General features: G+C 52.3%; 24 protein-coding genes, 1 tRNA gene and 1 pseudogene. 12 read left to right on the top strand and 14 right to left on the bottom strand.

Annotated elements, in window-relative coordinates; translation table 11 throughout:
• Positions 1-37 precede the first annotated feature (37 nt).
• Positions 38-232, bottom strand: a complete 195-nt coding sequence (locus K7X24_RS13675) for a toxin-antitoxin system HicB family antitoxin (protein WP_033071222.1) — start codon at positions 230-232, stop codon at positions 38-40.
• A 243-nt stretch (positions 233-475) separates the two neighbouring features.
• Between K7X24_RS13675 and K7X24_RS13670 the strand changes: the two genes are divergently transcribed.
• Positions 476-655, top strand: coding sequence for a hypothetical protein (locus tag K7X24_RS13670; RefSeq protein WP_039534606.1), 180 nt, complete (start codon positions 476-478; stop codon positions 653-655).
• 217 nt (positions 656-872) lie between these two features.
• On the opposite strand, the pseudogene K7X24_RS13665 reads toward K7X24_RS13670, so the two are convergent.
• Positions 873-1,142, bottom strand: a pseudogene (locus K7X24_RS13665) (RES domain-containing protein); the annotation flags it as partial.
• A 61-nt stretch (positions 1,143-1,203) separates the two neighbouring features.
• Here K7X24_RS13665 and K7X24_RS13660 point away from each other — a divergent pair.
• From K7X24_RS13660 to K7X24_RS13645, 4 genes are read left to right on the top strand one after another with little or no spacing between them, the layout of a single operon-like run.
• Complete coding sequence (locus K7X24_RS13660; RefSeq protein WP_224555336.1) at positions 1,204-1,494, top strand: transposase; 291 nt, start codon at positions 1,204-1,206, stop codon at positions 1,492-1,494.
• 8 nt (positions 1,495-1,502) lie between these two features.
• Positions 1,503-1,676, top strand: coding sequence for a hypothetical protein (locus K7X24_RS13655; protein ID WP_224553574.1), 174 nt, complete (start codon positions 1,503-1,505; stop codon positions 1,674-1,676).
• 41 nt (positions 1,677-1,717) lie between these two features.
• Positions 1,718-2,044, top strand: a complete 327-nt coding sequence (locus tag K7X24_RS13650; RefSeq protein ID WP_411961335.1) for an IS3 family transposase — start codon at positions 1,718-1,720, stop codon at positions 2,042-2,044.
• Between the two features lie 4 nt (positions 2,045-2,048).
• Complete coding sequence (locus K7X24_RS13645) at positions 2,049-2,651, top strand: hypothetical protein (RefSeq protein WP_224555335.1); 603 nt, start codon at positions 2,049-2,051, stop codon at positions 2,649-2,651.
• Positions 2,652-2,790: 139 nt separating this feature from the next.
• On the opposite strand, the gene K7X24_RS13640 is transcribed toward K7X24_RS13645, so the two are convergent.
• The 8 genes from K7X24_RS13640 to xerD all read right to left on the bottom strand — a co-directional run bounded on the left by K7X24_RS13640 (position 2,791) and on the right by xerD (position 10,983).
• A tRNA-Gly gene (locus K7X24_RS13640) sits at positions 2,791-2,864 on the bottom strand.
• An 82-nt stretch (positions 2,865-2,946) separates the two neighbouring features.
• Positions 2,947-3,630 (bottom strand): LysE family translocator, encoded by a 684-nt coding sequence (locus K7X24_RS13635; protein ID WP_224555334.1) that lies wholly within the window; start codon positions 3,628-3,630, stop codon positions 2,947-2,949.
• Positions 3,631-3,692: 62 nt separating this feature from the next.
• A complete protein-coding gene (locus K7X24_RS13630) occupies positions 3,693-4,448 on the bottom strand; it encodes an AraC family transcriptional regulator (protein WP_224555333.1) in 756 nt (251 codons plus the stop codon).
• 277 nt (positions 4,449-4,725) lie between these two features.
• Positions 4,726-6,243 carry a lysine--tRNA ligase gene (lysS, locus tag K7X24_RS13625; RefSeq protein WP_224555332.1) on the bottom strand — a complete coding sequence of 506 codons (1,518 nt, stop codon included), beginning with the start codon at positions 6,241-6,243 and terminating at the stop codon, positions 4,726-4,728.
• A gap of 8 nt (positions 6,244-6,251) precedes the next feature.
• Positions 6,252-7,350 (bottom strand): peptide chain release factor 2 gene (gene prfB, locus K7X24_RS13620; RefSeq protein WP_119874265.1). Its coding sequence is split into 2 segments (ribosomal slippage): positions 6,252-7,274 and positions 7,276-7,350, totalling 1,098 coding nucleotides; the frame shifts between segments, so codons are not numbered across the junction.
• Positions 7,351-7,456: 106 nt separating this feature from the next.
• Positions 7,457-9,220 (bottom strand): single-stranded-DNA-specific exonuclease RecJ, encoded by a 1,764-nt coding sequence (gene recJ / locus K7X24_RS13615; protein ID WP_224555331.1) that lies wholly within the window; start codon positions 9,218-9,220, stop codon positions 7,457-7,459.
• Between the two features lie 6 nt (positions 9,221-9,226).
• Positions 9,227-9,943, bottom strand: coding sequence for a bifunctional protein-disulfide isomerase/oxidoreductase DsbC (dsbC, locus tag K7X24_RS13610; protein WP_224555330.1), 717 nt, complete (start codon positions 9,941-9,943; stop codon positions 9,227-9,229).
• A 140-nt stretch (positions 9,944-10,083) separates the two neighbouring features.
• On the bottom strand, positions 10,084-10,983 hold the full coding sequence (xerD, locus tag K7X24_RS13605) for a site-specific tyrosine recombinase XerD (protein ID WP_119874262.1): 900 nt from the start codon (positions 10,981-10,983) through the stop codon (positions 10,084-10,086).
• A 311-nt stretch (positions 10,984-11,294) separates the two neighbouring features.
• Between xerD and K7X24_RS13600 the strand changes: the two genes are divergently transcribed.
• The 3 genes from K7X24_RS13600 to K7X24_RS13590 all read left to right on the top strand — a co-directional run bounded on the left by K7X24_RS13600 (position 11,295) and on the right by K7X24_RS13590 (position 13,652).
• The gene (locus K7X24_RS13600; protein WP_119874261.1) at positions 11,295-12,620 is read left to right on the top strand and encodes an MFS transporter; all 1,326 of its coding nucleotides are present in this window, start codon (positions 11,295-11,297) and stop codon (positions 12,618-12,620) included.
• 161 nt (positions 12,621-12,781) lie between these two features.
• Positions 12,782-13,300 carry a flavodoxin FldB gene (gene fldB / locus K7X24_RS13595; RefSeq protein WP_103861401.1) on the top strand — a complete coding sequence of 173 codons (519 nt, stop codon included), beginning with the start codon at positions 12,782-12,784 and terminating at the stop codon, positions 13,298-13,300.
• Between the two features lie 28 nt (positions 13,301-13,328).
• The gene (locus K7X24_RS13590; RefSeq protein WP_127031993.1) at positions 13,329-13,652 is read left to right on the top strand and encodes a hypothetical protein; all 324 of its coding nucleotides are present in this window, start codon (positions 13,329-13,331) and stop codon (positions 13,650-13,652) included.
• Between the two features lie 65 nt (positions 13,653-13,717).
• Here the strand turns inward: K7X24_RS13590 and rlmF are convergent, their stop codons facing one another.
• From rlmF to sdhE, 3 genes are all read right to left on the bottom strand, one after another.
• Positions 13,718-14,653, bottom strand: coding sequence for a 23S rRNA (adenine(1618)-N(6))-methyltransferase RlmF (rlmF, locus tag K7X24_RS13585; RefSeq protein WP_224555329.1), 936 nt, complete (start codon positions 14,651-14,653; stop codon positions 13,718-13,720).
• A gap of 68 nt (positions 14,654-14,721) precedes the next feature.
• A complete protein-coding gene (locus K7X24_RS13580) occupies positions 14,722-15,135 on the bottom strand; it encodes a protein YgfX (protein WP_116586153.1) in 414 nt (137 codons plus the stop codon).
• Positions 15,116-15,382, bottom strand: a complete 267-nt coding sequence (sdhE, locus tag K7X24_RS13575; RefSeq protein WP_039487284.1) for an FAD assembly factor SdhE — start codon at positions 15,380-15,382, stop codon at positions 15,116-15,118. Before sdhE ends, K7X24_RS13580 begins: the two co-directional genes overlap by 20 nt.
• A gap of 235 nt (positions 15,383-15,617) precedes the next feature.
• On the opposite strand from sdhE, the gene ygfZ reads away from it, so the two are divergent.
• Entirely contained in the window at positions 15,618-16,619 is a 1,002-nt protein-coding gene (gene ygfZ, locus K7X24_RS13570; protein ID WP_224555328.1) for a tRNA-modifying protein YgfZ, read from the top strand.
• A 54-nt stretch (positions 16,620-16,673) separates the two neighbouring features.
• Here ygfZ and trhA read toward each other — a convergent pair whose 3' ends face one another.
• The gene (trhA, locus tag K7X24_RS13565; protein ID WP_039539856.1) at positions 16,674-17,321 is read right to left on the bottom strand and encodes a PAQR family membrane homeostasis protein TrhA; all 648 of its coding nucleotides are present in this window, start codon (positions 17,319-17,321) and stop codon (positions 16,674-16,676) included.
• 278 nt (positions 17,322-17,599) lie between these two features.
• On the opposite strand from trhA, the gene K7X24_RS13560 reads away from it, so the two are divergent.
• From K7X24_RS13560 to K7X24_RS13550, 3 genes are all read left to right on the top strand, one after another.
• Complete coding sequence (locus K7X24_RS13560; RefSeq protein WP_095701613.1) at positions 17,600-18,208, top strand: HD domain-containing protein; 609 nt, start codon at positions 17,600-17,602, stop codon at positions 18,206-18,208.
• Positions 18,209-18,262: 54 nt separating this feature from the next.
• The gene (locus K7X24_RS13555) at positions 18,263-19,267 is read left to right on the top strand and encodes a LacI family DNA-binding transcriptional regulator (RefSeq protein WP_224555327.1); all 1,005 of its coding nucleotides are present in this window, start codon (positions 18,263-18,265) and stop codon (positions 19,265-19,267) included.
• Positions 19,268-19,481: 214 nt separating this feature from the next.
• Positions 19,482-21,626 carry an alpha-galactosidase gene (locus K7X24_RS13550; RefSeq protein WP_224555326.1) on the top strand — a complete coding sequence of 715 codons (2,145 nt, stop codon included), beginning with the start codon at positions 19,482-19,484 and terminating at the stop codon, positions 21,624-21,626.
• The last annotated feature ends 276 nt before the right edge of the window (positions 21,627-21,902 follow it).

The raw sequence follows: 21,902 nt of genomic DNA, 5'->3' as shown, positions 1-21,902 counted from the left end.
ATTCCCTTGGTTGGTTATTCTGTTGATTAGCTAATTTTCATCCCTTCGGCTCAATCCCCTGCTTTCTCAATTCCTGGCGGGCAAGCTCTTTGAACCAGTTTCCAAGGCTGACGCCTTCTTTCGCTGCTACCTCATCAAGCTGCTCGCGTAGCTCAGGAGAGATCCGTATCTGGAAAGTCGGTGATTTACCTGTTGATGAAGATTTCTTCGTATCACGTTTTATCGTTGACATGTACGTACCTTTTTAACTATGCTGGATTTTATAGGTACGTACACTATCACAAAAGCACATTACACTCATCACCCGTTTCGCCCCTGAAAGGTATTGGCCTACCAGACAGGGGCTAACCACAACGTTATGGAGTTAACGATATGGCTATCAGCAAGTCTAGCAATTCCCTTCTGGAAGATCAGCACCTTAAACAAGTTAAGCGTTATTTTAATCTGTTCCAGAAAAAGGGCGTGGAGGTGCTTTATGTTCGATAACACACCTTTAGAGCAGGAAGAAATCATCGATCAGTGCAGAGCGTTGATCTACGCCGTTATCGAAACCAAACAGACACAGGTCAAAGAAATCCTGACGTTCATTCTTTGGGAAAGGCTCGACTGGCTGTATCAGGATTTTCATTCAGAAGAGGCTCTTCACGGTCAATGATATAATTCCATTCGTCTAATGGATCTGGCGTACCTTCTTGGTCAGATCCTTTCCTTTCAGTTTAATTAATTATCCTCAGGAAAAAAATCATGTCGAATTCGAAGGCTGGACTCGAACACCGCAACTATCCATATGATCTTATGGGATTTAAATTTAACATATTAGGCATGATACCATCAGCCCCGATTGGTGATAATCGAAGAGAGTGAAGACTAATTTTTTTGCTTACACTAACGTCAACCTTATCAAGGTCATAAATTCTTACACTACCTCCAATGGCATTTTCTGGCTCAAAAAGAGCAAGATTGATTCCTTCACTAACAGAACAACTATAAAGCACTCCATGAAAGCCAGTTTTCTTAATAAATTCGCATATGTATTGGCTTGGAATATAATCTAGAGCCGCACTTTTGGGTAATACGGGTCTTGTTAGTTCATAACCGAGTCGTTCAAGAAAAAGTATATCTGCAAGCATTTTTCCCATTTTGATCTGTCCTTGATTTAGTGCCCACCTTGTTTTCAAATCAGTCAACGAAAGCGAGGTCACTATGACGAGACAACAATATACCCCAGAGTTCAAGCGCAGGGCTGTAGCGTTACTGCTCGAAAGCGGGAAGTCTGTTGCCCGTATGGCTCAGGAGCTTGATATCAAAGAAAACACACTCTACAACTGGAAAAAACGCTACCAGGATAAGGCGGAGGCAGCTTTCTCCAACACGCCGCAGCTTTCAGAACAGGAACTGGAGATTCGCCGTCTTAAAGCCAAAATCGCTGAACTGGAAGAGGATAAGCTCATCTTGAAAAAAGCGGCGGCGTTCTTTGCGCGGGAAAGCCGCTAAGATACGCCATGGTCACTCCGTTATCGGCTTTCCATGAAGTGAAGCGAGTTTGCCTGTTGCTCAATGTCAGCAGGCGGGGTTACCAGTCATGGCGCAACCGCCCTCCCAGCCAACGACAGTTGGCTGACGACATCCTGAGCCGGAGGCTGATTCAGTTGCATCACGACAGCCGGGGAACTTAAGCAACAGACTGAAAACTCAGGTTGTGATTGACGTACTGGAGATGGCGATAAAACAGCGAAAGCCGACAAGGCTGGTGATAGCGCATTCGGACAGAGGGAGTCAATATGCGAGCCATCGATATCGGGATGTACTGAAAGAGAACGGTTTACGCTGTTCAATGAGCGGAAAGGGGAGCTGTTACGACAATGCGGTAATGGAAAGCTTCTATCACACGCTGAAAACGGAGTTGATGCGGGGAAAAGCGTTTTTCAGCAGAGAAGGGGCGATGAACGCCATATTCGATTATATCGAAGTGTTTTACAATCGCCGTCGCAAACATTCGACACTGGGTTATCAAACTCCGGTGGATTATGAAATGGCAGCATAATTAGGTGGGAATAATTTCAGGGACAGATCAGATGGATATAAGGAAAGTTCAGAAGGTTTGGAATGAGATCAAAAGTGGTGGTGATATAGAGGTAAAAATAACTGAAGATTTAGATCAGTTAAAAAATGGGCAAATGGTCTTAGCTGTTGGTTCGCATAAAAGAGTCAAGTATGAATTCCAAACAAAACCCGAAATGATGCAAGATTATTTCAAAATTGTAGAGGAGCAAAATAAGCAGTTGATCATATTATTGAACAAACAAAAAATACAAAGCTCTCAGTTCTTTCCCATTTTTGCTTTTAGTCAAATTTGCCCTGAGTTAGATAACATTCAATTATATAAAGAACAGCAAAAAAGAAAACTATTAGATCATTTCGAAAGAACATTTTCAAATAACTGTCGAAATACAAATGGCTCGATTGCAGAAATTCTTTCTGACAAATCTCTTTCACTGTCAAAGAAGGATGATTGCATTTTTCATAGCCATTATGAAAATAATATATCCGATGAAGAAGTTAGAATCTTTCTTTTGACTTTTGAAGATAAAAATAGCACTGCATATAGAAGATTATTATGCTTATATGACTATAAGCACAACGCAGATTAAATTAAGGAAAGTTTAATGTCAAACATGAGCCATCCGATGCAATAAGAAAAGACGAATCTTGAAGAAAATCGACAGCAAAGAATAAGAAATATAAAAGCCGTAACTGACAGACTTGAGTAGACGTTGAGAGAAGTATGATTGGAGCGAGTGAAGGGAATCGAACCCTCGTATGCAGCTTGGGAAGCTGCCGTTCTACCATTGAACTACACTCGCACGGAGAAGCGCGTGGCATTATAGCGCTATGCTGTTGCCGAGCAAGTAAAAAAAACCGACAACGCGCTGATTCTTTAGCCGGTTATGCCGCTGTAGAGAACGGCAGGAACAACGTTTCATAGCCATTGGAAATGACGTGCCAGGCAAAGTAGGCAAATAGCAGCGCAGAGATCAGGCTGCAATAGAATGAGATCCGTTCTTTAAGCAGTTGCTGACCATACTTCACCAGCGCAGCAAGGAAGAACGTCCACAGTACGCCGCCGACGAAAAAGCCCAGCAGAAACAGCGTAATCATGAAAGTAGAGCCATCGGTAGACTGCGCGATAATCGTGCCGCCGATCGCCGCAAACCACAGTAACGCCGTCGGTGACGCCAACGCCATGCCAACGCCGCTGAGAAACTCGGTATACCGCGCTGGTGGTGCAGTAAAATCTGCTGCATTCGCTGTCACAGACAGGTCGGCGAAGCGTTTAACCTGATAGTCACGCCATGCCGCACGTGCCATGCTGAACGTCATCCAGATCAGAATCAGCCCTCCGCCAATCCATAGCACCCAGCGCACAGGCGTCAGGTTAAAGACCACCGCCAGACCCAGCACCGACAGCGTGGCATAAAATAGATCGCCGAAGCAGGAACCCAGCCCGATATAAAACGCCGAACGCGCCCCATGCCGCAGCCCACGGTTAATAATCGCAGTATTGACCATTCCCAGATCGAGACAAAGTGACAGGGACAGCAGCATCCCCGTGAAGACAACTAACAGCATGGTATTCCCTTCGAGCGTTAAGCAATAAGGCGAGTGTAGAGCCCAAGGGAAACACTGTATTGTCAAAAATTGATACGGCGGAACTGCCCCGGCGTCATCGCGTTATAGCGGTTGAAGGCTTTAGTGAAATGCGCCTGATCGGCAAACCCAACATCGCCCGCAACCTGACTAATCGCAGTACCCTGCCGCAGCAGTTCCCGCGCTTTACACATACGTCGCTGCATCAACCATGCCAGCGGCGGCAGCCCAACCGCCTGATTAAACGAGCGCACCAGATGTGCGACCGACAGGTTCTCCTGCTGTGCAAGCTGGTCGAGCGTCGGGACATCGCTGAGATCGTTTAGCAACCCGTCTTTGATCCGCGTGATCCGCTCAGCCTCTTTGACCTGGCCTTGAGACGGCACATGATGCTGATTTTCCATCAACCCCGCGAGCAGCAGGATAATGCGCTCCTGACGCGTGCTGTCGTCCAAATCAGAGGTGACGAGCTGTTTTAACTCGGACGCCAATTGCGCCGACGGATTCCAGCCTCGTGAAAACCGAAAGGTTTGGTAGAAATAATGCTCGAATGCCTGTGGGTGAACGTACAAGGATGCGCACTGCCAGCGGTCAAATTCGTTGTCGCTGCCTTGTAGCTGATCGGGGTTGTAGGTCGTCACCATATCGTTGGTGGCAACAAAGGTCTCTCCATCCAGCCAGACCGTTTCCAATCCGCTGAGATTGGCGCTGATAACGAACTCGTCGTGTGTATGCCGTGGAAAACTGCGGCCGTTGGTTAACAGCGCCAGTTCGAACCAGGCATCGCGGTACGTCATCATGATGGGTGTTCCGGCAGTGAATGAATGCCTGAAAATAGCATCTTCCCCCGTTGGGCGACAATCACAGAATGATGCCAAGAATGCGGAGGTAAAACGAGATGATAATCCTATCGAGGTGGGATCGAGATACAAGGAGCTACCACGGTGCGAGGTGTCCCTACAAGAACCTCATCCCCATGTTTCCCCTACAATTTGGCATTGTCGATAGTAAAAAAACCGGTGCGATTGCACCGGTTTAATAAAGTATGACAACAACGTCAAGCTGGCTTTCTCTGCCTTACTTCTGCGGACGCATCGCTGGGAACAGAATAACGTCGCGGATGGTGTGGCTGTTCGTGAACAACATCACCATGCGGTCGATACCGATACCCAGACCTGCGGTTGGCGGCAGGCCGTGTTCCAGCGCGGTCACGTAGTCTTCGTCGTAGAACATCGCTTCGTCATCGCCTGCATCTTTAGCATTCACCTGCTGAGCAAAACGCTCTGCCTGATCTTCGGCATCATTCAGCTCGGAGAAGCCGTTACCGATTTCACGGCCGCCGATGAAGAACTCAAAGCGATCGGTGATTTCTGGGTTATCATCGTTACGACGCGCCAGCGGCGACACTTCAGCCGGATATTCGGTGATGAAGGTCGGTTGAATCAGGCTGCTTTCCGCCGTCTCTTCGAAGATCTCAGTAACAATGCGGCCCAGACCCCAGCTTTTCTCGATCTTGATGCCCAGAGACTGGGCGATCGCGGTCGCTTTCTCCAGATCGTCCAGATCGGCAACGTGGGTTTCAGGACGGTATTTGCAGATCGCTTCGCGCATCGTCAGCTTCTCGAACGGCTTACCGAAGTCGAATGTCTGGTCGCCGTATTCCACCGTCGTCGAGCCCAGCACGTCCTGCGTCAGCGTACGGAACAGGTTTTCCGTCAACACAATCAGGTCTTTATAATCGGCATACGCCATATAAAGTTCCATCATGGTGAATTCAGGGTTGTGACGTGGCGAAACGCCTTCGTTACGGAAGTTACGGTTGATCTCGAACACACGCTCAAAACCACCCACAACCAGACGCTTCAGGTACAGTTCCGGCGCGATGCGCAGGTACATGTCGATGTCCAGCGCGTTATGGTGCGTGATGAACGGACGGGCAGACGCGCCGCCGGGGATCACCTGCATCATTGGCGTTTCCACTTCCATAAAGCCGTTATCCACCATGAAGCGGCGGATGGCAGCCATCACGTTAGAACGGATGCGGAAGGTATTGCGTGATTCGTCGTTGGCAATCAGATCCAGATAGCGTTGACGATAGCGGGTTTCCTGATCGGCCAGACCGTGGAACTTATCCGGCAGCGGACGCAGCGCTTTGGTCAGCAGACGCAGTTCGGTACAGTGGATAGACAGCTCGCCAGTTTTGGTTTTGAATAGCTTGCCGCGCGCGCCCAGGATATCGCCCAGATCCCACTTCTTGAACTGCTCGTTATAGATGCCTTCCGCCAGATCGTCGCGGGAAACATACAGCTGAATACGGCCACCGACGTCCTGCAAGGTCACGAAAGAGGCTTTACCCATGATGCGACGGGTCATCATACGGCCCGCAACGGTCACTTCGATACCCAGTTCTTCCAGCTCTTCGTTCTCTTTGGCATCGAAATCAGCGTGCAGACGATCGGACGTGCTGTCACGGCGGAAATCATTCGGGAATGCGATCCCAGTTTCACGCAGCGCCACCAGCTTTTCACGACGCGCTTTTAATTCATTATTCAGATCTTGCGCCTGATCGGCACCCTGTGATTGTGATTCAGCCATGTGAATTCTTATAACCCCGCTTTTAAACTTGCTTCAATAAATTTGTCCAGATCGCCATCCAGTACCGCCTGAGTGTTACGTGTTTCCACTCCGGTACGTAAATCTTTGATGCGCGAATCATCCAGAACATAGGAACGAATTTGACTACCCCAGCCGATATCAGATTTGTTGTCTTCCATCACCTGTTTCTCAGCATTTTTCTTTTGCATCTCAAACTCGTACAGCTTGGCTTTCAGCTGTTTCATCGCCTGATCTTTGTTTTTATGCTGGGAACGGTCATTCTGACACTGCGTGACAATGTTGGTCGGAATGTGGGTAATACGCACCGCGGATTCTGTCCGGTTAACGTGCTGACCACCCGCACCGGATGCGCGGTAAACGTCAATACGCAGGTCGGCTGGATTGATTTCGATATCAATATCGTCATCCACTTCTGGGTAGACAAACGCGGAGCTGAATGAGGTGTGACGGCGGCCGCCGGAATCGAACGGGCTCTTACGCACCAGACGGTGTACTCCGGTTTCGGTACGCAGCCAGCCAAACGCATAGTCACCGATGATCTTGATGGTGGCGGATTTCGTCCCCGCCACGTCACCGTCTGATTCTTCAATAATTTCGGTTTTAAACCCTTTGGCTTCCGCCCAACGCAGGTACATACGCACCAGCATGCTGGCCCAGTCCTGCGCTTCCGTACCGCCAGAACCCGCCTGAATATCCAGGTAGCAATCCGCACTGTCGTACTGGCCGGAGAACATGCGACGGAATTCGAGCTGGCCTAATTTATTTTCCAGCGCGTCCAGTTCTACCGACGTTTCATTAAAGGTGTCTTCGTCGTCTTCTTCCACCGCGAGCTCAAGCAAACCATTCACATCTTCCAAACCCTGAGCCAGTTGATCGATGGTGTCTACGATGGCTTCCAGCGAGGAACGTTCTTTTCCCAATGCCTGAGCGCGTTCAGGCTCATTCCAGACATCAGGCTGTTCCAGCTCGGCGTTTACTTCTTCGAGGCGCTCTTTCTTGGCATCATAGTCAAAGATACCCCCTAAGAACGGCACTACGTTCAGACAGATCCTGAATGCGGTTTTTTACCGGATTAATTTCAAACATGATTTTTTATATTCTTACGTTAAGTCGTTGACAACGGAATGGTGTAACCCGCCATTCTAGCGGATAAAAGGCGCATTTTATAGATTTTCTGCCCACCGTATGTGGTTCATGCACGCGGCCACAGATGTTGGATCATCAATTGCACCGAGCGTTTACCGCGAAATTCGTTAATATCCAGCCGATACACCATTTCTACTTCTTTAATGCTCGGATCCGGCCAGATGGTGGTATCAACATTGAACGCGATACCATCTAGCAGCGGCACAGCACCCGTTGCACCTATCGGTTCAAACATCGCTTTCAAATGGCGTTCTTTGAGTAGACGGGGTTGCAGAATACGGAAGCAGCCATCGAACGTCGGTTCAGGGAATGCCTGACCCCACGGCCCGGCGTAACGCAGCATTTCTGCCGTCGATAACAAATCCAGCTCCGGCAGAGCCAGTTCACCATCAGACCAGACAACGCCTTCAAGCTGGGACGGATCCAGCCATTCGCCAACCAGCTCGCCGAAACGCTGACGAAAATCGTCGAACCGATCTTCATGCAGCGATAGCCCCGCCGCCATCGCGTGTCCGCCGAATTTATCCATCATACCGGGGTACAGCGTATCCAGCCGCTCCAGCGCATCACGCAGATGCAGACCAGAAATAGAACGCCCAGACCCTTTCAGCATGCCGTCGCCCGCGGGTGCAAAGGCAATTACTGGACGATGAAAACGCTCTTTAATACGCGAAGCCAGAATACCGACAACGCCCTGATGCCACTCCGGGTGATACATCGCCAACCCGTAAGGCAACTCAGTACGAGTGCGCTCCAGCGATTCGCACAGGCGCAGCGCTTCGACCTGCATCCCCTGTTCGATCTCCCGTCTGTCCTGATTCAACGCATCTAAATCATTAGCCAGCATGCGCGCCTGAGTAATATCGTTACTCAATAACAGCTCAACGCCGACCGTCATGTCATCCAACCGACCGGCGGCGTTCAATCGTGGCCCAAGCGCAAAACCTAGATCGCTGGAGACCAGTTGGCTGGCATCGCGGTTAGCCACTTCCAGCAGTGCACGAATGCCCGGGCGACACTCGCCCGCACGAATGCGGTTCAGCCCCTGTGCAACCAGAATTCGATTATTGGCATCCAGCGGTACGACGTCAGCCACCGTGCCCAGTGCGACCAGATCCAGTAATTCGGTGAGATTCGGCTTCGCCAGACCCTGTTGCGTAAAAAAGGGCTGCGTAAACCAGTCGCTATCGCGCAGGCGCACGAACAGCGCCATCATCAGGTAAAACGCAACACCAACACCAGCCAGTGCTTTGGAGGGAAACTGGCAGTCAGGCAGATTGGGGTTAATCATGGCGTCGGCAGCAGGCAAAATTTCGCCCGGCAGATGGTGATCGGTCACCAGCACCGCGATACCGCGCTGATGCGCATCTTCAACCCCCGCGTGAGAAGAGATCCCGTTATCCACGGTAACAATCACTTCCGCCCCCAGCGCGGCGGCCTGTGCCACCACTTCTGGGCTTAGCCCGTAACCGTTCTCAAAACGGTTCGGCACCAGATATTTCACGTTCACGCCACCCATGCTGCGCAGCGCTAATACGGTGAGCGCGGTGCTGGTGGCGCCATCGGCATCAAAGTCTCCAACGATGACGATGCATCGCTTCTCTGCCAGCGTGTGTTGCAGCAAGTCGATCGCTTTATCAATGCCGCTGAGCAAACGATAATTCAGCAAACCACTCAGGCTACGTTCCAGCTCCTGCGCACCTTTAACACCGCGCTGCGCATAAAGGCGACGCAACAAGGGCGGAACGGTGTCAGGTAAATCAATATCCTCCGCCAGCGGACGCCGACGGAGTTGGGTAATCATATCCACGTAGCATCAACCGCCGGTTTTCTTCGAGGCTTTGTGTGCTTCCAGCATCGCCAGCATCTCTTTCGGCCCTTGATATCCCGGTACAACCATACCGTCTTGCAACACGATGGCAGGGGTACCCTGCACGCCAAACTGTATACCTAGTTGGTATTGTGCGGCGATATCGATTTTGCAGGTTGCTGGCGAAATTGCTTCGCCTTTCATCGCGTTATCAAACGCTTTATTGCGGTCGGCCACGCACCAGATGGACTGCATATTTTTCGCTGCTGGCGATTTCATGCCCTGACGCGGGAAGGCCAGATAGCGCACGGTAATGCCCAGCGCGTTGTAATCTTTCATCTGTTCATGCAGTTTGTGGCAATAGCCACAGGTGATGTCGGTAAAAACGGTGATAACGTGTTTTTCCTGCGCGGCTTTATAAACAATCATTTGTTCCTGTAGCGCATCCAGCTTGCCGATCAGGATTTTATTGGTGGTGTTGACTGGCATGGTACCGCTCACGTCGTAAAGCGGGCCTTGCAGCAAATGCTTGCCGTCTTCGCTGATGTACAGCACGCCGCTATCGGTAATGACAGTTTTCATACCCGCCATCGGCGAAGGCAGGATTTCCGCCCCTTGCATATCCAGACGCGTCAACGTCTGCTTGATCGCAGCATCATCGGCGTGTGCAAAATGGGTCGCCGTGGCCACCAGCAAAGAAAGCAGTAATAACCCTTTTTTCATTTCATCAATCCTGTGTTTTCGCAACATTGTCCGCAGCAAATCGCTTGTGACAACGATGCACCGTGATAGTAAGCGGGAAATCCCGCCAGCCAGATAACATCCTGTTACTCTGTATAATGACTCGATTGGTTACGTTATCCCTATGCGCGTGGATGGTGCTGCTGATGAAGCTGTTTCAGCCGCTCCGTCGCGACATGGGTGTAAATCTGCGTCGTGGAAAGATCGCTGTGCCCCAAGAGCATCTGTACGACCCGTAAATCCGCCCCGTGGTTCAATAAATGGGTCGCAAACGCATGGCGCAAGACGTGCGGCGAGAGCTTTTCGCTGTCGATGGACGCCAGTACCGCATAATGCTTGATGCGGTGCCAGAACGTCTGACGCGTCATTTGCCGTGCGCGACTGCTGGGAAATAGCACATCCAGCGTCTGCCCATTTAGCAACCACGGGCGACCATGTTCCAGATAATACTCGATCCAGTACACCGCTTCTTCACCGAGCGGCACCAGCCGTTCTTTATTGCCTTTCCCCAGCACGCGTACCACGCCCTGCCGTAGGCTAACATCGCTCATCGTCAAACTAACCAGTTCGGAAACCCGCAGCCCCGTCGCATACAATACCTCAAGCATAGCCTTATCGCGTAATTCCAGTGGTTGTTCAATGCTTGGGGCGTTGAGCAACGCATCAACCTGCGCCTCGCTCAAATCTTTGGGTAGACGCTGTGGCAGTTTTGGGGATGACAGCACTGCACTCGGATCGTCGCTACGAAGCTTTTCCCGATAAAGGTACTGAAAGAAGCGGCGCATCGCGCTCAGCAAGCGAGCCGAGCTGGTTGCCTTGTAGCCCCCCTCGACTCTGTCAGCGAGAAACGCCTGAAGATCGAGCGCCTGCGCCTGTAGCAAACCATTATCATGGTGTTCAAGCCATTCTGCGAGCGTTTGCAGATCCAACCGATAAGACGCCAGCGTATTTTCGGCCAGATTTCTTTCCAGCCACAGCGCATCGAGAAACTGTTCGATAAGCGCCCGATCGTGTTCTTGCATCGCCGTGTCCTTCTTCACTGATTGGCAATATTACGCTGATGAAGCGGCTACTTTACACCTTCATCGGCGAGGTATTCGCTCGCAGACAGAATTGTGCGCGATCTCACATATTCCGTGAACATCAACATCATCATAACATTCTCTGGCAAAAGTAAGCCCGAGGCACATTATATTTTATGTATCAACAATATCTCGGAACAGGCTTCTTAAAGCCGCATATTTACGGGCGTTGCCCTTACTGAATCAACGTTGAAAAGCCGATTTTTCTATGCGTAGAATGGCCGTTCGTGTTGTTAAAATAAAGAAACATTATGCAAGCCACCATCACTCCCACTCTCGATGCCGAAGCGGAAGCGCCACCCGTAAATTCACGCAATAAAGTGATTGTTGCGTCATTAATTGGCACCGCCATCGAATTTTTCGATTTTTATATCTACGCCACCGCCGCGGTGCTGATTTTCCCGCACATTTTCTTCCCACAGGGCGATCCGACTGCGGCAACGCTACAGTCGCTGGCAACCTTTGCGATTGCCTTTGTGGCTCGTCCTATTGGTTCGGCAGTCTTCGGTCACTTTGGCGACCGCGTCGGACGTAAAGTCACGCTGGTGGCTTCTCTGCTGACCATGGGGATTTCAACCGTTCTGATTGGACTGTTACCCACCTACGAAACCATTGGTATTTTTGCACCGATTCTGCTGGCACTGGCGCGTTTCGGCCAGGGACTGGGTCTGGGCGGTGAATGGGGCGGCGCGGCACTGCTGGCGACCGAAAATGCCCCGTCCAATAAACGTGCGCTGTATGGGTCGTTCCCCCAGCTTGGCGCGCCAATTGGCTTCTTCTTCGCTAACGGCACCTTCCTGCTGTTGTCCTGGCTACTGACGGAAGAGCAGTTCATGACCTGGGGCTGGCGTGTGCCGTTTGTCGCGTCCGCCGCACTGGTGCTGGTTGGCCTGTATGTCCGTATCTCTCTGCATGAAGCCCCGGTCTTTACCAAAGCGGTCAAAGCCGGTAAGCAGGTGCGTATGCCGCTGGGCACGCTACTCAGCAAGCATATGAAAGTCACGATCCTCGGCACCTTCATCATGCTGGCAACCTACACGCTGTTCTACATCATGACCGTGTACTCCATGACGTACGGTACGACGCCAGAACCTAAGGGGCTTGGCTTCTCACGTAACAGTTTCCTGTTGATGCTGATGATCGCGGTGATCGGCTTTGGTCTGATGGTGCCGGTAGCGGGCTATCTGGCGGACGCTTTTGGCCGCCGTAAAACCATGATTACCATCACCTGCCTCATGATCGTCTTCGCTATGCTGTTCCCTTATATGCTCGGTTCAGGTAATCAGGCGCTGGTGATGGGCTTCCTGGTGCTGGGTCTGAGCATCATGGGGCTGACGTTCGGCCCCATGGGGGCCTTGCTGCCGGAGCTGTTCCCGACGGAAGTGCGTTACACCGGCGCGTCATTCTCCTATAACGTCTCGTCGATTCTGGGCGCATCAGTCGCACCGTATATCGCCGCGTGGCTGACTGCCAACTACGGCCTGTTCTATGTCGGCGTTTATCTGGCTGCTATGGCATCGCTGACGCTGATTGCACTGCTTCTCACCAAAGAAACGCGTCACCAGTCTCTGGGATAATGTCCCTTCAGTGGGGGCCACGGCCCTCACTGCACCTTTTCTTACTCCTGTTCTCCTTTTAGAATACCAACATCCGGCGGCACCCTTCGCCCGTCACGTTATCTCTGTGGCCTGAAGCGAGTGTGCCCTTACTGATAAAAATTGTTTATAAAGAACTGAATATGAAAATCGGTCTGTTTTACGGCTCAAGCACCTGCTACACCGAAATGGCGGCGGAAAAAATTCGCGACATTCTGGGCGAAGAACTGGTGGATCTGCACAACGTTAAGGATGTCGACCCTCAACGTATGGAAGATTACAGTACGCTAATTCTCGGCATCCCAACCTGGGATTTCGGTGAGATTCAGGAAGACTGGGAGAACATCTGGGGTCAATTAGCGACGCTAAACCTCAACGGCAAAGTCGTCGCGCTCTACGGTATGGGCGACCAGCTTGGCTATAGCGAATGGTTCCTTGATGCGCTGGGCATGCTGCATGACCAACTGCTGCCGCTGGGTGTCACATTTATTGGATATTGGCCAATAGAGGGCTACGACTTCACCAGTCCGAAACCGCTGACTGCCGACGGCAAACACTTTGTCGGGCTGGCGCTGGACGAAGTGAACCAATACGACCTCAGCGATGAACGGCTGGAACAGTGGTGCGAACAGATCCTGCAAGAGATGTCGTCACTACTGTAAATAGTATGAACCGACAGGAGTAAGCACGATGAAAATGTTACTCATAGCAGTCACAGGATTGTTGCTTGCCGGGTGCGCTCAAACAGGCACGCAGGAATACGCCAGAAATCTGGGCGGGAAATGCGATGTACCGCAATATTACGATATCGATTTCTCAAGGTTTGATGAGACTGCGCAGCAAATCGCGCACGCGACGGGCTGCGGCATCATCACCGATACCACGCTGACGGGCGCGATTAAACCGCATCCCGTTAAAGGTTATCTAACCAGACGGGAAGCGGTGTTTATGGCGATTCAGGGTACGTCGTTGAAGGTGGTCAAACAGGAACCGGATACGGTTACCGTCGAGTAAAACGTTCGCGGATACCTTTGTGACCGGCATCCGCGAATATTGATATCTTTAGAGGTTGAAGCCGCTTAGCGCTTTTGTAACCAGCGGGTACGCGCAGCGGTATCAAGGAAGCTCCACGCCACAAAGCGGCTTTGCTTCTGGCCTTGCGCCATATCTATCGTTCTGACCTTTTCCGCATCAACCGCTTCCAGCGCACGGTAAATCTCCGGCAGGTTCTCTTTACGTGACACCAGCGACGTAAACCACAGGCACTGACGGGCAAAACCGGCGCTCTCTTTGATCATTTGACCAATAAAAGCTGACTCACCACCTTCACACCACAGCTCATCCTGCTGGCCACCAAAATTCAGCGGTGAGCGCTTATCCAGCCCCAGATTATGCAGTTTGCGCTGCGATCCCTGGCGAGCATCCTCCGCAGAAGCATGGAACGGAGGATTACACATGACGGCATCAAACGTGTCGTTCTTGTGAATGATACCCGTCAGTATGGCTTTGCTGTTTTTCTGACGGCGCAGGCGAATCGACCGATTCAAACCGGGATTGGCTTCAATGGTCTCATTGGCCGCTTTCATCGCTTGTGGATTGGTCTCGCTACCGGTAAAACGCCAGCCGTACTCACGATGCCCAATCAGCGGGTAGATGCAGTTGGCACCACAGCCGACATCCAGCACGGACGCATCGCGTGGCACGACCGAACGGTTATCTTCCGCCAGCAAGTCAGCCAGATGGTGGAGGTAGTCGGCACGACCGGGAATAGGCGGGCACAGAAAGCCTTCTGGAATCGTCCAATGCTCAATCTGATAAAAATGCTGCAACAGCGCCTGATTCAGCGTTTTCACCGCCTCGGGATTGGCAAAGTCCACGGATTCATCACCGTAGGCATTCACCTTTACAAACGGGATCAGTGCAGGATAGCTCTGTTTGAGCGCGGGAAAATCATAACGGTCGCGATGGCGATTACGAGGATGCAGACCATTTTTTTGCACTGCGGGCTTAGTCATCAGTTATATCCAATCAATTTCAAAGCACGGCCAAACGATGACCGAATAAAAGTATTTCCAACGCGCTGCTATCTTGCCCAGTGTTTCTGCTGCAAAAGAAGCTGACGCAAGCGACGCCATTCGTCATCGCCCATACTGTCCGATGCCAGCCACAGTTGTTGCTTGTCTTTAGCGTTAACCGCCTGCAATGACAGCAACACGCCATTCTTCAGCAGCCACGGTCGCTTAACGATTTGCCATTCCTGCTGCCGCCAGTTCAGGGTCGTTTCGCTGAGCAGAACGATTTCCCCCTGTCGGGATTTGATATTCTTTTGGCTACGGATAAAACCGAACATCACCATCGTGACCAGGCATAGCCATAGCCATGCATAGCCGTCCGGCCACGGTGCCAGCAGAATGAGCAATACTAATAAGCCATGCACCACCAATGACAGCAGTTGCATGCGCCAGGAAACACGAAGGTCACATTGCCACTGGGCCACGGTCTTTATTTCGCGTCTGAATAAGGGAAATAATGCGTTTCAGCTCTCCGTCCTCCGGTTCACCGTGGTTCATCAGCCAGTTGAATAAATCGGGATCGTCGCTTTGTAACAAGCGTACAAACGTGCGCTTATCCGTGTCATTAAGTGTGTCATAGTCATGCTCAAAAAACGGCATGATCGCGATATCCAGTTCGCGCATACCACGGCGACATGCCCAATGAATGCGTGATTTATTATCGATTTCCATATTTCATGTCCACCTTGTTATCGCTGCTTGCCGCTAGTGTACTCCGATTCCGGTAGCGGGTATCAACTGATAGTAACATTTTGACATAGTTTACCGACGGGCGCCGCGCCAAGTGCGCTCACCTGTCTCAGGATGTGCTATGCCATAACGCTGCGTGAATAACCACTTGCAAACCCTGAGCGCTCTTTTACCATTAGGCCATTCGGGTATCGCCCTTAGCGCAGGATTGTACTATATGGTTAACCAACATACGGCTTATCAGCTTCCTTTTGCCTCACAGCCCCCATTTGCTTCCGCCCAACTGGCCGCCACGCTCATCTCGCTGGATGACTGGGCACTGGTCACACTTGTCGGGCCGGATACCGTCAAATATCTTCAGGGACAGGTCACCGCAGATGTCGGAGCACTGCCTGACGATGGGCACACCCTTTGCGCCCACTGCGATGCAAAAGGGAAAATGTGGAGCAACCTGCGTCTGTTCCATCACGGCGAAGGCTTTGCGTTTATTGAGCGTCGTAATCTACGCGACGCCCAGCTTAGCGAACTGAAAAAATACGCCGTTTTCTCAAAAACGACCATCGCGCCAAACGATAACACCATCCTACTGGGCGCAGCGGGTGCGGGCATCCGCGAGCTGCTGGCCTCTGTATTTAGCCAGCTTCCAGACGCTGAACACCCTGTCGTACAGCACGAAGGGGCTACCTTACTGCATTTTGCCCATCCTGCAGAACGTTTCTTGCTGGTACTGTCTCCTGAGCACAGTGCGTCGCTGCTTGAACAACTCGGTGATAAAGTCAGCCTGAATGACAGCCGCCAATGGCTGACGTTGGATATTGAAGCAGGTCAGCCCATCATTGACAGCGCAAACAGTGCGCAGTTCATCCCGCAAGCGACTAATTTACAGGCATTAAATGGGATTAGCTTCAGCAAAGGGTGCTATACCGGTCAGGAAATGGTCGCTCGGGCAAAATATCGCGGTGCGAACAAGCGCGCGCTTTACTGGCTGGCGGGTAAGGCAAATCGGGTACCGCAGGCGGGGGACGATCTCGAATTGCAGCTCGGTGAAAACTGGCGTCGTACCGGTACCGTGTTGGCCGCTAGCCAATTGCAGAACGGTGATGTGTGGGTTCAGGCGGTATTGAATAACGATCTGAACGCAGAGAACCTTCTGCGCGTACGTGAAGATGCCGAAAGCCAGCTCACGGTTCAGCCTCTGCCGTATGAAATCACGGATTAATCCGACGAGTGATACCGCGCATGAGCCAGCTTGGCTCATGCGTTTTATGCAGGCTTAGATATAAAGATAAATCGCCAGAAAGTGGCAGACGCTGCCGCCTAACACAAAGCCGTGCCAAATCGCATGATTATAGGGAATGCGCTTGCAGGCGTAGAAAATCACGCCCAGCGTGTACACCACGCCGCCCACCGCCAACAGCGTCACACTCCCCGCCGCCAGCTTCATTACCATCTGGTAAATCACCACCAGCGACAGCCAGCCCATCACCAGATAGGTAATCAACGACAGCACTTCAAAACGGTGAGCAAACGCCAGTTTGAAAATCACGCCCAGCAGCGCCATGCTCCAGATGACGACCATCAGGCCATGCGCCAGCGGCGAATCCAGCCCCACCAGCAAAAATGGTGTATAGGTTCCGGCAATCAACAGATAGATGGCGCAGTGGTCGAATTTCTTCAGCCACGGCTTAATACGCTGAGACGGAATCGCGTGATACAACGTCGACGCCAGAAACAACAGGATAATGCTGCCGCCATAGAGGCTGTAGCTGGTAATCGCCACGCTGCCGGCGTCATTGTTGACTGCCTGCACCAGCAATAAAACCAGACCTACAATTCCGAAAATCACACCGATTCCGTGGCTTATGCTGTTCGCAATTTCCTCTGCCAGAGAGTAATCCGACATTTGTTCATTTTTTGACATCAATCGATTCCGCAGTATTCGGCAACAGAACACGTCGTGTGCTGACGTTATTCGCCCGTCTTTCCTGCTTTCGTACAGGATGAAACAGGCGTAGGTGTTTAACCTTTGAGCAGATTAACTGAGAATAGTTTCAGTGTACACGTGTAAGCTAAAATATTTACTCTTGCCTTGCTTCCGGCTTGCTCTCTCACTTAGCCTATAATCATGCATGTCAATCTCGGGCGACATCCCCTACAATGATCGACGTCGATATCTCCCTGTTTAGAGGTAAATTTTTCATGTCATCTGCCCCATCTACTCTGAATTTCGGTTCCATGACCGATGTTTTCGGCTTTCTGATAGAAATCGATAAATTAAAAAGCGTACAGCGCCGCACCAAGATTATCGGCAGCGAACGTCACGAAGATTCTGCCGAACACAGCTGGCATTTTGCCGTCGCTGCGATGGCATTGGCGCCTTATGCCGGTGAAGGCGTGGATATCCAGCGCGTGATCCAAATGGCACTGATTCACGATATCGTCGAAATCGATGCGGGCGATGTGATCGTTTACGATCTTTCCGCTCGTCTGGCGATTCACGATCAGGAAGTGGCTGCCGCTGCCCGTATTTTCGGCCTGCTGCCCGAACCACAGCGCCAACAATTCCACGATCTGTGGGAAGAATACGAAGCGAATGAAACTCCCAGCGCCCAGTTCGCTCTGGTGCTCGATCGCGTCATGCCGATGCTGATGAACCTGTACAACGGCGGCCAAAGCTGGGTAGAAAACGGCATCCGTCTGGAACAGGTTCTTGACCGCGCAGAGTTCATCGCCACGATCAACCCGGAACTGTGGCAATACCTCCAGCAACATCTGGAAGACGCCAAAGCCAAGGGCTGGTTGCTATAATTCGGTTTTCCCGCTAGACACCCCGTCGCTGGGCATTCACGTCAGGAGAGGGTGATGTCTTTAAAAACAATCGCGAATAATCTGGGTTTGTCCGTAGCGGCGGTGAGTCGTGCGCTGAACGGTCATCACGATATCTCTGACGCCACGCGCCAGCGTATTCAGGAAGAAGCGGAGCGCATTGGCTATCGTCCCAATACGCACGCACGCCGCCTGAAAATGGGCAAGAGCAACGCCGTCGGGCTGGTCTATCCCTACGCCTCTTCACTGAGTAACGATATCTTTTTTGAGATGATTGGCGCTATCAGCCGCAAGCTGGCACAGCATGAGGTCGATTTTCTCCTGCTAGCTGACGAGCAAGACGCCTGTCAGGGCGCTGCGCGGTTGATCGCCAGCCGCCGTATCGACGCGCTGATCGTCGCGCATACGTGTGAACAGGATGCGCGACTGACGTTATTACAGCGCCACAACGTTCCTTTTCTGGCGCTGGGGCGCAGCCAGCTCCTCCACCCTTACGCCTGGTTCGATTTTGACAACCGCGCAGGCATGGCGCTGGCGACCGAACACCTGCTTGAACTCGGCCATCGCCGTATCGCCATGTTAAGCGAAGACCACCCACAGGCGTTCATCATGCAGCGTCGTCAGGGTTATCGCGATATCCTGCAACGCCACAGCCTGCCGTTTCACGACGCCTATCTGCGCTGTGTCAGCCCCACGCGCCGCGCGGGCTATCAGGCCATGCTCGACCTTCTGGCGCTGCCTGAACCGCCAACCGCTATCGTGATGGATGGCAACGTCCACGGCGATGGCGCTGTCGCCGCGTTGCAGCAGGCGGGTCGGCTTTCCGGTTCACACCCTATCGCGTTAGTAATGTATGACGGCCTGCCGCAGGACAGCCTGACCGACATCAACGTGACCGCTATCGAACAGGCGACGCGCGAGCAGGTTGGCGAACAGATTGCCAGCATGATGCAGGCGCTCATCACGGGCGAAGCCGTAGAGAACTTGCAGGTGTTGTGGCAACCAACATTACGCCTCGGTAAAACGAGCTTTCCCGCCTAATCTATTCCGCTCTCTGCCACATTTCATAAGGCCATCGGTTGGTTTGCTACGCTAGCCGTCAGCGAGATGCCCTTCACATCTTCATCGCAACCTTTTTCCATTTCCTAACGATTATTTTAACAATATCACACTTCTTAAACGTTTAAGTTGATGACTTAAACGTTTAAGCTTTCACTAAGAGACATTACTCAGATCGTAATTGGGAGCCTTCCTCATGGTGTGTGATCTTGTTCAATTAACCAGCGCGCAGTGCGATGTTATCGTACGCTGTGCCCCAGCAGCGGAAATTCTCTACTGGGGGCAACGACTGCGCGGTTTTTCGCCAGAAGATATCATTTCTCTGCAACGGCCCGTCGCTAATGGTCGTCTGGACGTGGATCTTCCTCTAACCCTAGCGATGGAATACGGGCGCGGCCAGTTTGGTTCACCGGGTATTGAGGGGCACCGTTCAGGCTATGACGCCGCGCCGATCTTCACGACGACGCAGACTGATGTTCAGAACAATACGCTCACCATCACGGCGGAAGATGCACAGGCAGGGCTTCGCCTGATCAGCGAACTGCGCCTAGATCCGCAGACCGATGTCCTACAACTGCGCCATACGCTAGAGAATCTGCGTGCGGATGCCTGGCAAGTACAGCGCCTCGCCGTCACGCTGCCCATCCCAGAACAGGCGAGCGACGTCATGGCGTTTCACGGCCGCTGGCTGCGCGAGTTTCAGACTCACCGCCTCACGTTGCAGCACGGCGGTTTTATTCAGGAAAGCCGTCGGGGAAGAAGTTCCCACGAGTATTTCCCCAGCTTTATCCTCGGCGAGTCCGCATTCAGCGAACAGCGTGGCGCTGTCTGGGGCGTGCATTTAGGCTGGAGCGGCAACCATCGCCTGCGTGCCGATATCAAAACGGATGGCCGTCGCGTCGTACAGGCGGAAGCCCTGTATCTGCCGGGCGAAATCACGCTGGCACAGTCGGAATCTCTCACCACGCCGTGGGTCTACGCCGTCTTCTCCGATGCCGGTTTAAACGGCATGAGCCAGCGCTATCACACCTTCTTGCGCCAGTCCCTGATCCAATTCTCCGGCGATAAGCCACGTCCGGTACACCTCAATACGTGGGAAGGGATCTATTTCGATCACGATCCACAGTACATCATGCAGATGGCGAGCAAAGCCGCCGACGTCGGTGTAGAGCGCTTCATTATCGATGACGGCTGGTTCCGTGGGCGTCACCACGACCAAGCCGCACTCGGCGACTGGTATCTGGACGAGGAAAAATACCCTAACGGGCTGATGCCAGTGATTGAGCATGTCAAAGCCTTGGGGATGGAGTTCGGCATTTGGGTCGAACCAGAGATGATCAATCCCAATTCCGACCTGTTCCGCGCCCATCCAGACTGGGTGCTGCAATTGCCCGGCTACGCGCAGCCAACGGGTCGCTACCAGTACGTGCTGAACTTAAACCAACCCGAGGCATTCGCTTATCTACTGGAACGGCTGAGCTGGCTGTTGGGTGAGCACCCTATCGATTATGTGAAGTGGGATATGAACCGCGAGCTGGTGCAGCCCGGCCATGAAGGGCGTCTGGTCGCCGATGCGCAAACCCGACAGTTCTATCGTCTGCTCGATACCCTGCGCCAGCGTTTTCCCCATGTCGAATTTGAATCCTGCGCCTCCGGCGGCGGCCGCATCGACTACGGCGTGCTGGAGCGTACCCAGCGCTTCTGGGTGTCGGATAACAACGATGCATTGGAACGCCAGAGTATCCAGCGCGGCATGAGCTACTTCTTCCCACCAGAGGTGATGGGGCAACACATCGGGCACGCCCGCTGTCACGCCACCTATCGGCGTCACACCATCGCCTTTCGCGGCCTGACCGCCCTGTTCGGTCACATGGGTATCGAACTGGATCCTGTGAAGACCGATGACGATGAGCTGGAAGGCTATCGCCACTACATCCAGTTGCACAAAACGCTGCGCCCGCTGCTGCACAGCGGCACCACCTGGCGGGTCGAGATGCCGGACGATACGGTGCAGGTCACTGGCGTAGTCAGCCACGATCGGCAGCACGCCGTTTTCCTGGTAGCCCAGTTGCGTATGCCGGCTTATTCGCTGGCGGGTACGCTCCGCTTCCCCAGTCTGCTGCCCGACGCACGCTATGAAGTCACACTGCTGGACGGCCCAGAAATCAAAACGGTGCGAGAAGGCGGCGGCACCATGCGTGAGCTCCCGCCTTGGTTACGTCAACCGATAGTGGTTTCTGGTGATTGGCTGATGCAGGCCGGCCTTGCCCTACCCGTCCTAACGCCGGAAACCGCCATTCTGATCGCGCTTTCCACGATACCAGACACCTCTGGCAGCTAGCATTTTAGTTGTACAGCAATAATGTAACGCCGATACGTAACCACACACATCTACCCTAGATAATTCGAGTTTCAGGACAAAACGTTAGCGTTGACCCGCTAGGGCGAGGCTTATTGATAAGCCTTGTAATGCGGCAAGAGAAGGATAAATTCGTCGGGAACGAATGTTACCAGCCAACGACTGGCCTTCTTTAGTATGTCTTCGCTGTAATAGAGGATCGGGATCGTGTAGGTCCCCTATCAGTTGCACATTCTGATGCCGCGCGGAGTAGGTGAA

Source organism: Pectobacterium versatile (assembly GCF_020166435.1).
Lineage (GTDB): Bacteria > Pseudomonadota > Gammaproteobacteria > Enterobacterales > Enterobacteriaceae > Pectobacterium > Pectobacterium versatile.
Note: the sequence above shows the minus strand (reverse complement) of the source record. Positions and strands in the feature narration are given on the sequence as shown.

Bases quoted from the DNA above. Each gene is read 5' to 3' on its own strand.
- K7X24_RS13675 (WP_033071222.1), bottom strand. From the start codon at position 232: ATGTCAACGATAAAACGTGATACGAAGAAATCTTCATCAACAGGTAAA.
- K7X24_RS13670 (WP_039534606.1), top strand. From the start codon at position 476: ATGTTCGATAACACACCTTTAGAGCAGGAAGAAATCATCGATCAGTGC.
- K7X24_RS13660 (WP_224555336.1), top strand. From the start codon at position 1,204: ATGACGAGACAACAATATACCCCAGAGTTCAAGCGCAGGGCTGTAGCG.
- K7X24_RS13655 (WP_224553574.1), top strand. From the start codon at position 1,503: ATGGTCACTCCGTTATCGGCTTTCCATGAAGTGAAGCGAGTTTGCCTG.
- K7X24_RS13650 (WP_411961335.1), top strand. From the start codon at position 1,718: ATGGCGATAAAACAGCGAAAGCCGACAAGGCTGGTGATAGCGCATTCG.
- K7X24_RS13635 (WP_224555334.1), bottom strand. From the start codon at position 3,630: ATGCTGTTAGTTGTCTTCACGGGGATGCTGCTGTCCCTGTCACTTTGT.
- K7X24_RS13630 (WP_224555333.1), bottom strand. From the start codon at position 4,448: ATGATGACGTACCGCGATGCCTGGTTCGAACTGGCGCTGTTAACCAAC.
- lysS (WP_224555332.1), bottom strand. From the start codon at position 6,243: ATGGCTGAATCACAATCACAGGGTGCCGATCAGGCGCAAGATCTGAAT.
- dsbC (WP_224555330.1), bottom strand. From the start codon at position 9,943: ATGAAAAAAGGGTTATTACTGCTTTCTTTGCTGGTGGCCACGGCGACC.
- xerD (WP_119874262.1), bottom strand. From the start codon at position 10,983: ATGCAAGAACACGATCGGGCGCTTATCGAACAGTTTCTCGATGCGCTG.
- K7X24_RS13600 (WP_119874261.1), top strand. From the start codon at position 11,295: ATGCAAGCCACCATCACTCCCACTCTCGATGCCGAAGCGGAAGCGCCA.
- fldB (WP_103861401.1), top strand. From the start codon at position 12,782: ATGAAAATCGGTCTGTTTTACGGCTCAAGCACCTGCTACACCGAAATG.
- K7X24_RS13590 (WP_127031993.1), top strand. From the start codon at position 13,329: ATGAAAATGTTACTCATAGCAGTCACAGGATTGTTGCTTGCCGGGTGC.
- rlmF (WP_224555329.1), bottom strand. From the start codon at position 14,653: ATGACTAAGCCCGCAGTGCAAAAAAATGGTCTGCATCCTCGTAATCGC.
- sdhE (WP_039487284.1), bottom strand. From the start codon at position 15,382: ATGGAAATCGATAATAAATCACGCATTCATTGGGCATGTCGCCGTGGT.
- ygfZ (WP_224555328.1), top strand. From the start codon at position 15,618: ATGGTTAACCAACATACGGCTTATCAGCTTCCTTTTGCCTCACAGCCC.
- trhA (WP_039539856.1), bottom strand. From the start codon at position 17,321: ATGTCAAAAAATGAACAAATGTCGGATTACTCTCTGGCAGAGGAAATT.
- K7X24_RS13560 (WP_095701613.1), top strand. From the start codon at position 17,600: ATGTCATCTGCCCCATCTACTCTGAATTTCGGTTCCATGACCGATGTT.
- K7X24_RS13555 (WP_224555327.1), top strand. From the start codon at position 18,263: ATGTCTTTAAAAACAATCGCGAATAATCTGGGTTTGTCCGTAGCGGCG.
- K7X24_RS13550 (WP_224555326.1), top strand. From the start codon at position 19,482: ATGGTGTGTGATCTTGTTCAATTAACCAGCGCGCAGTGCGATGTTATC.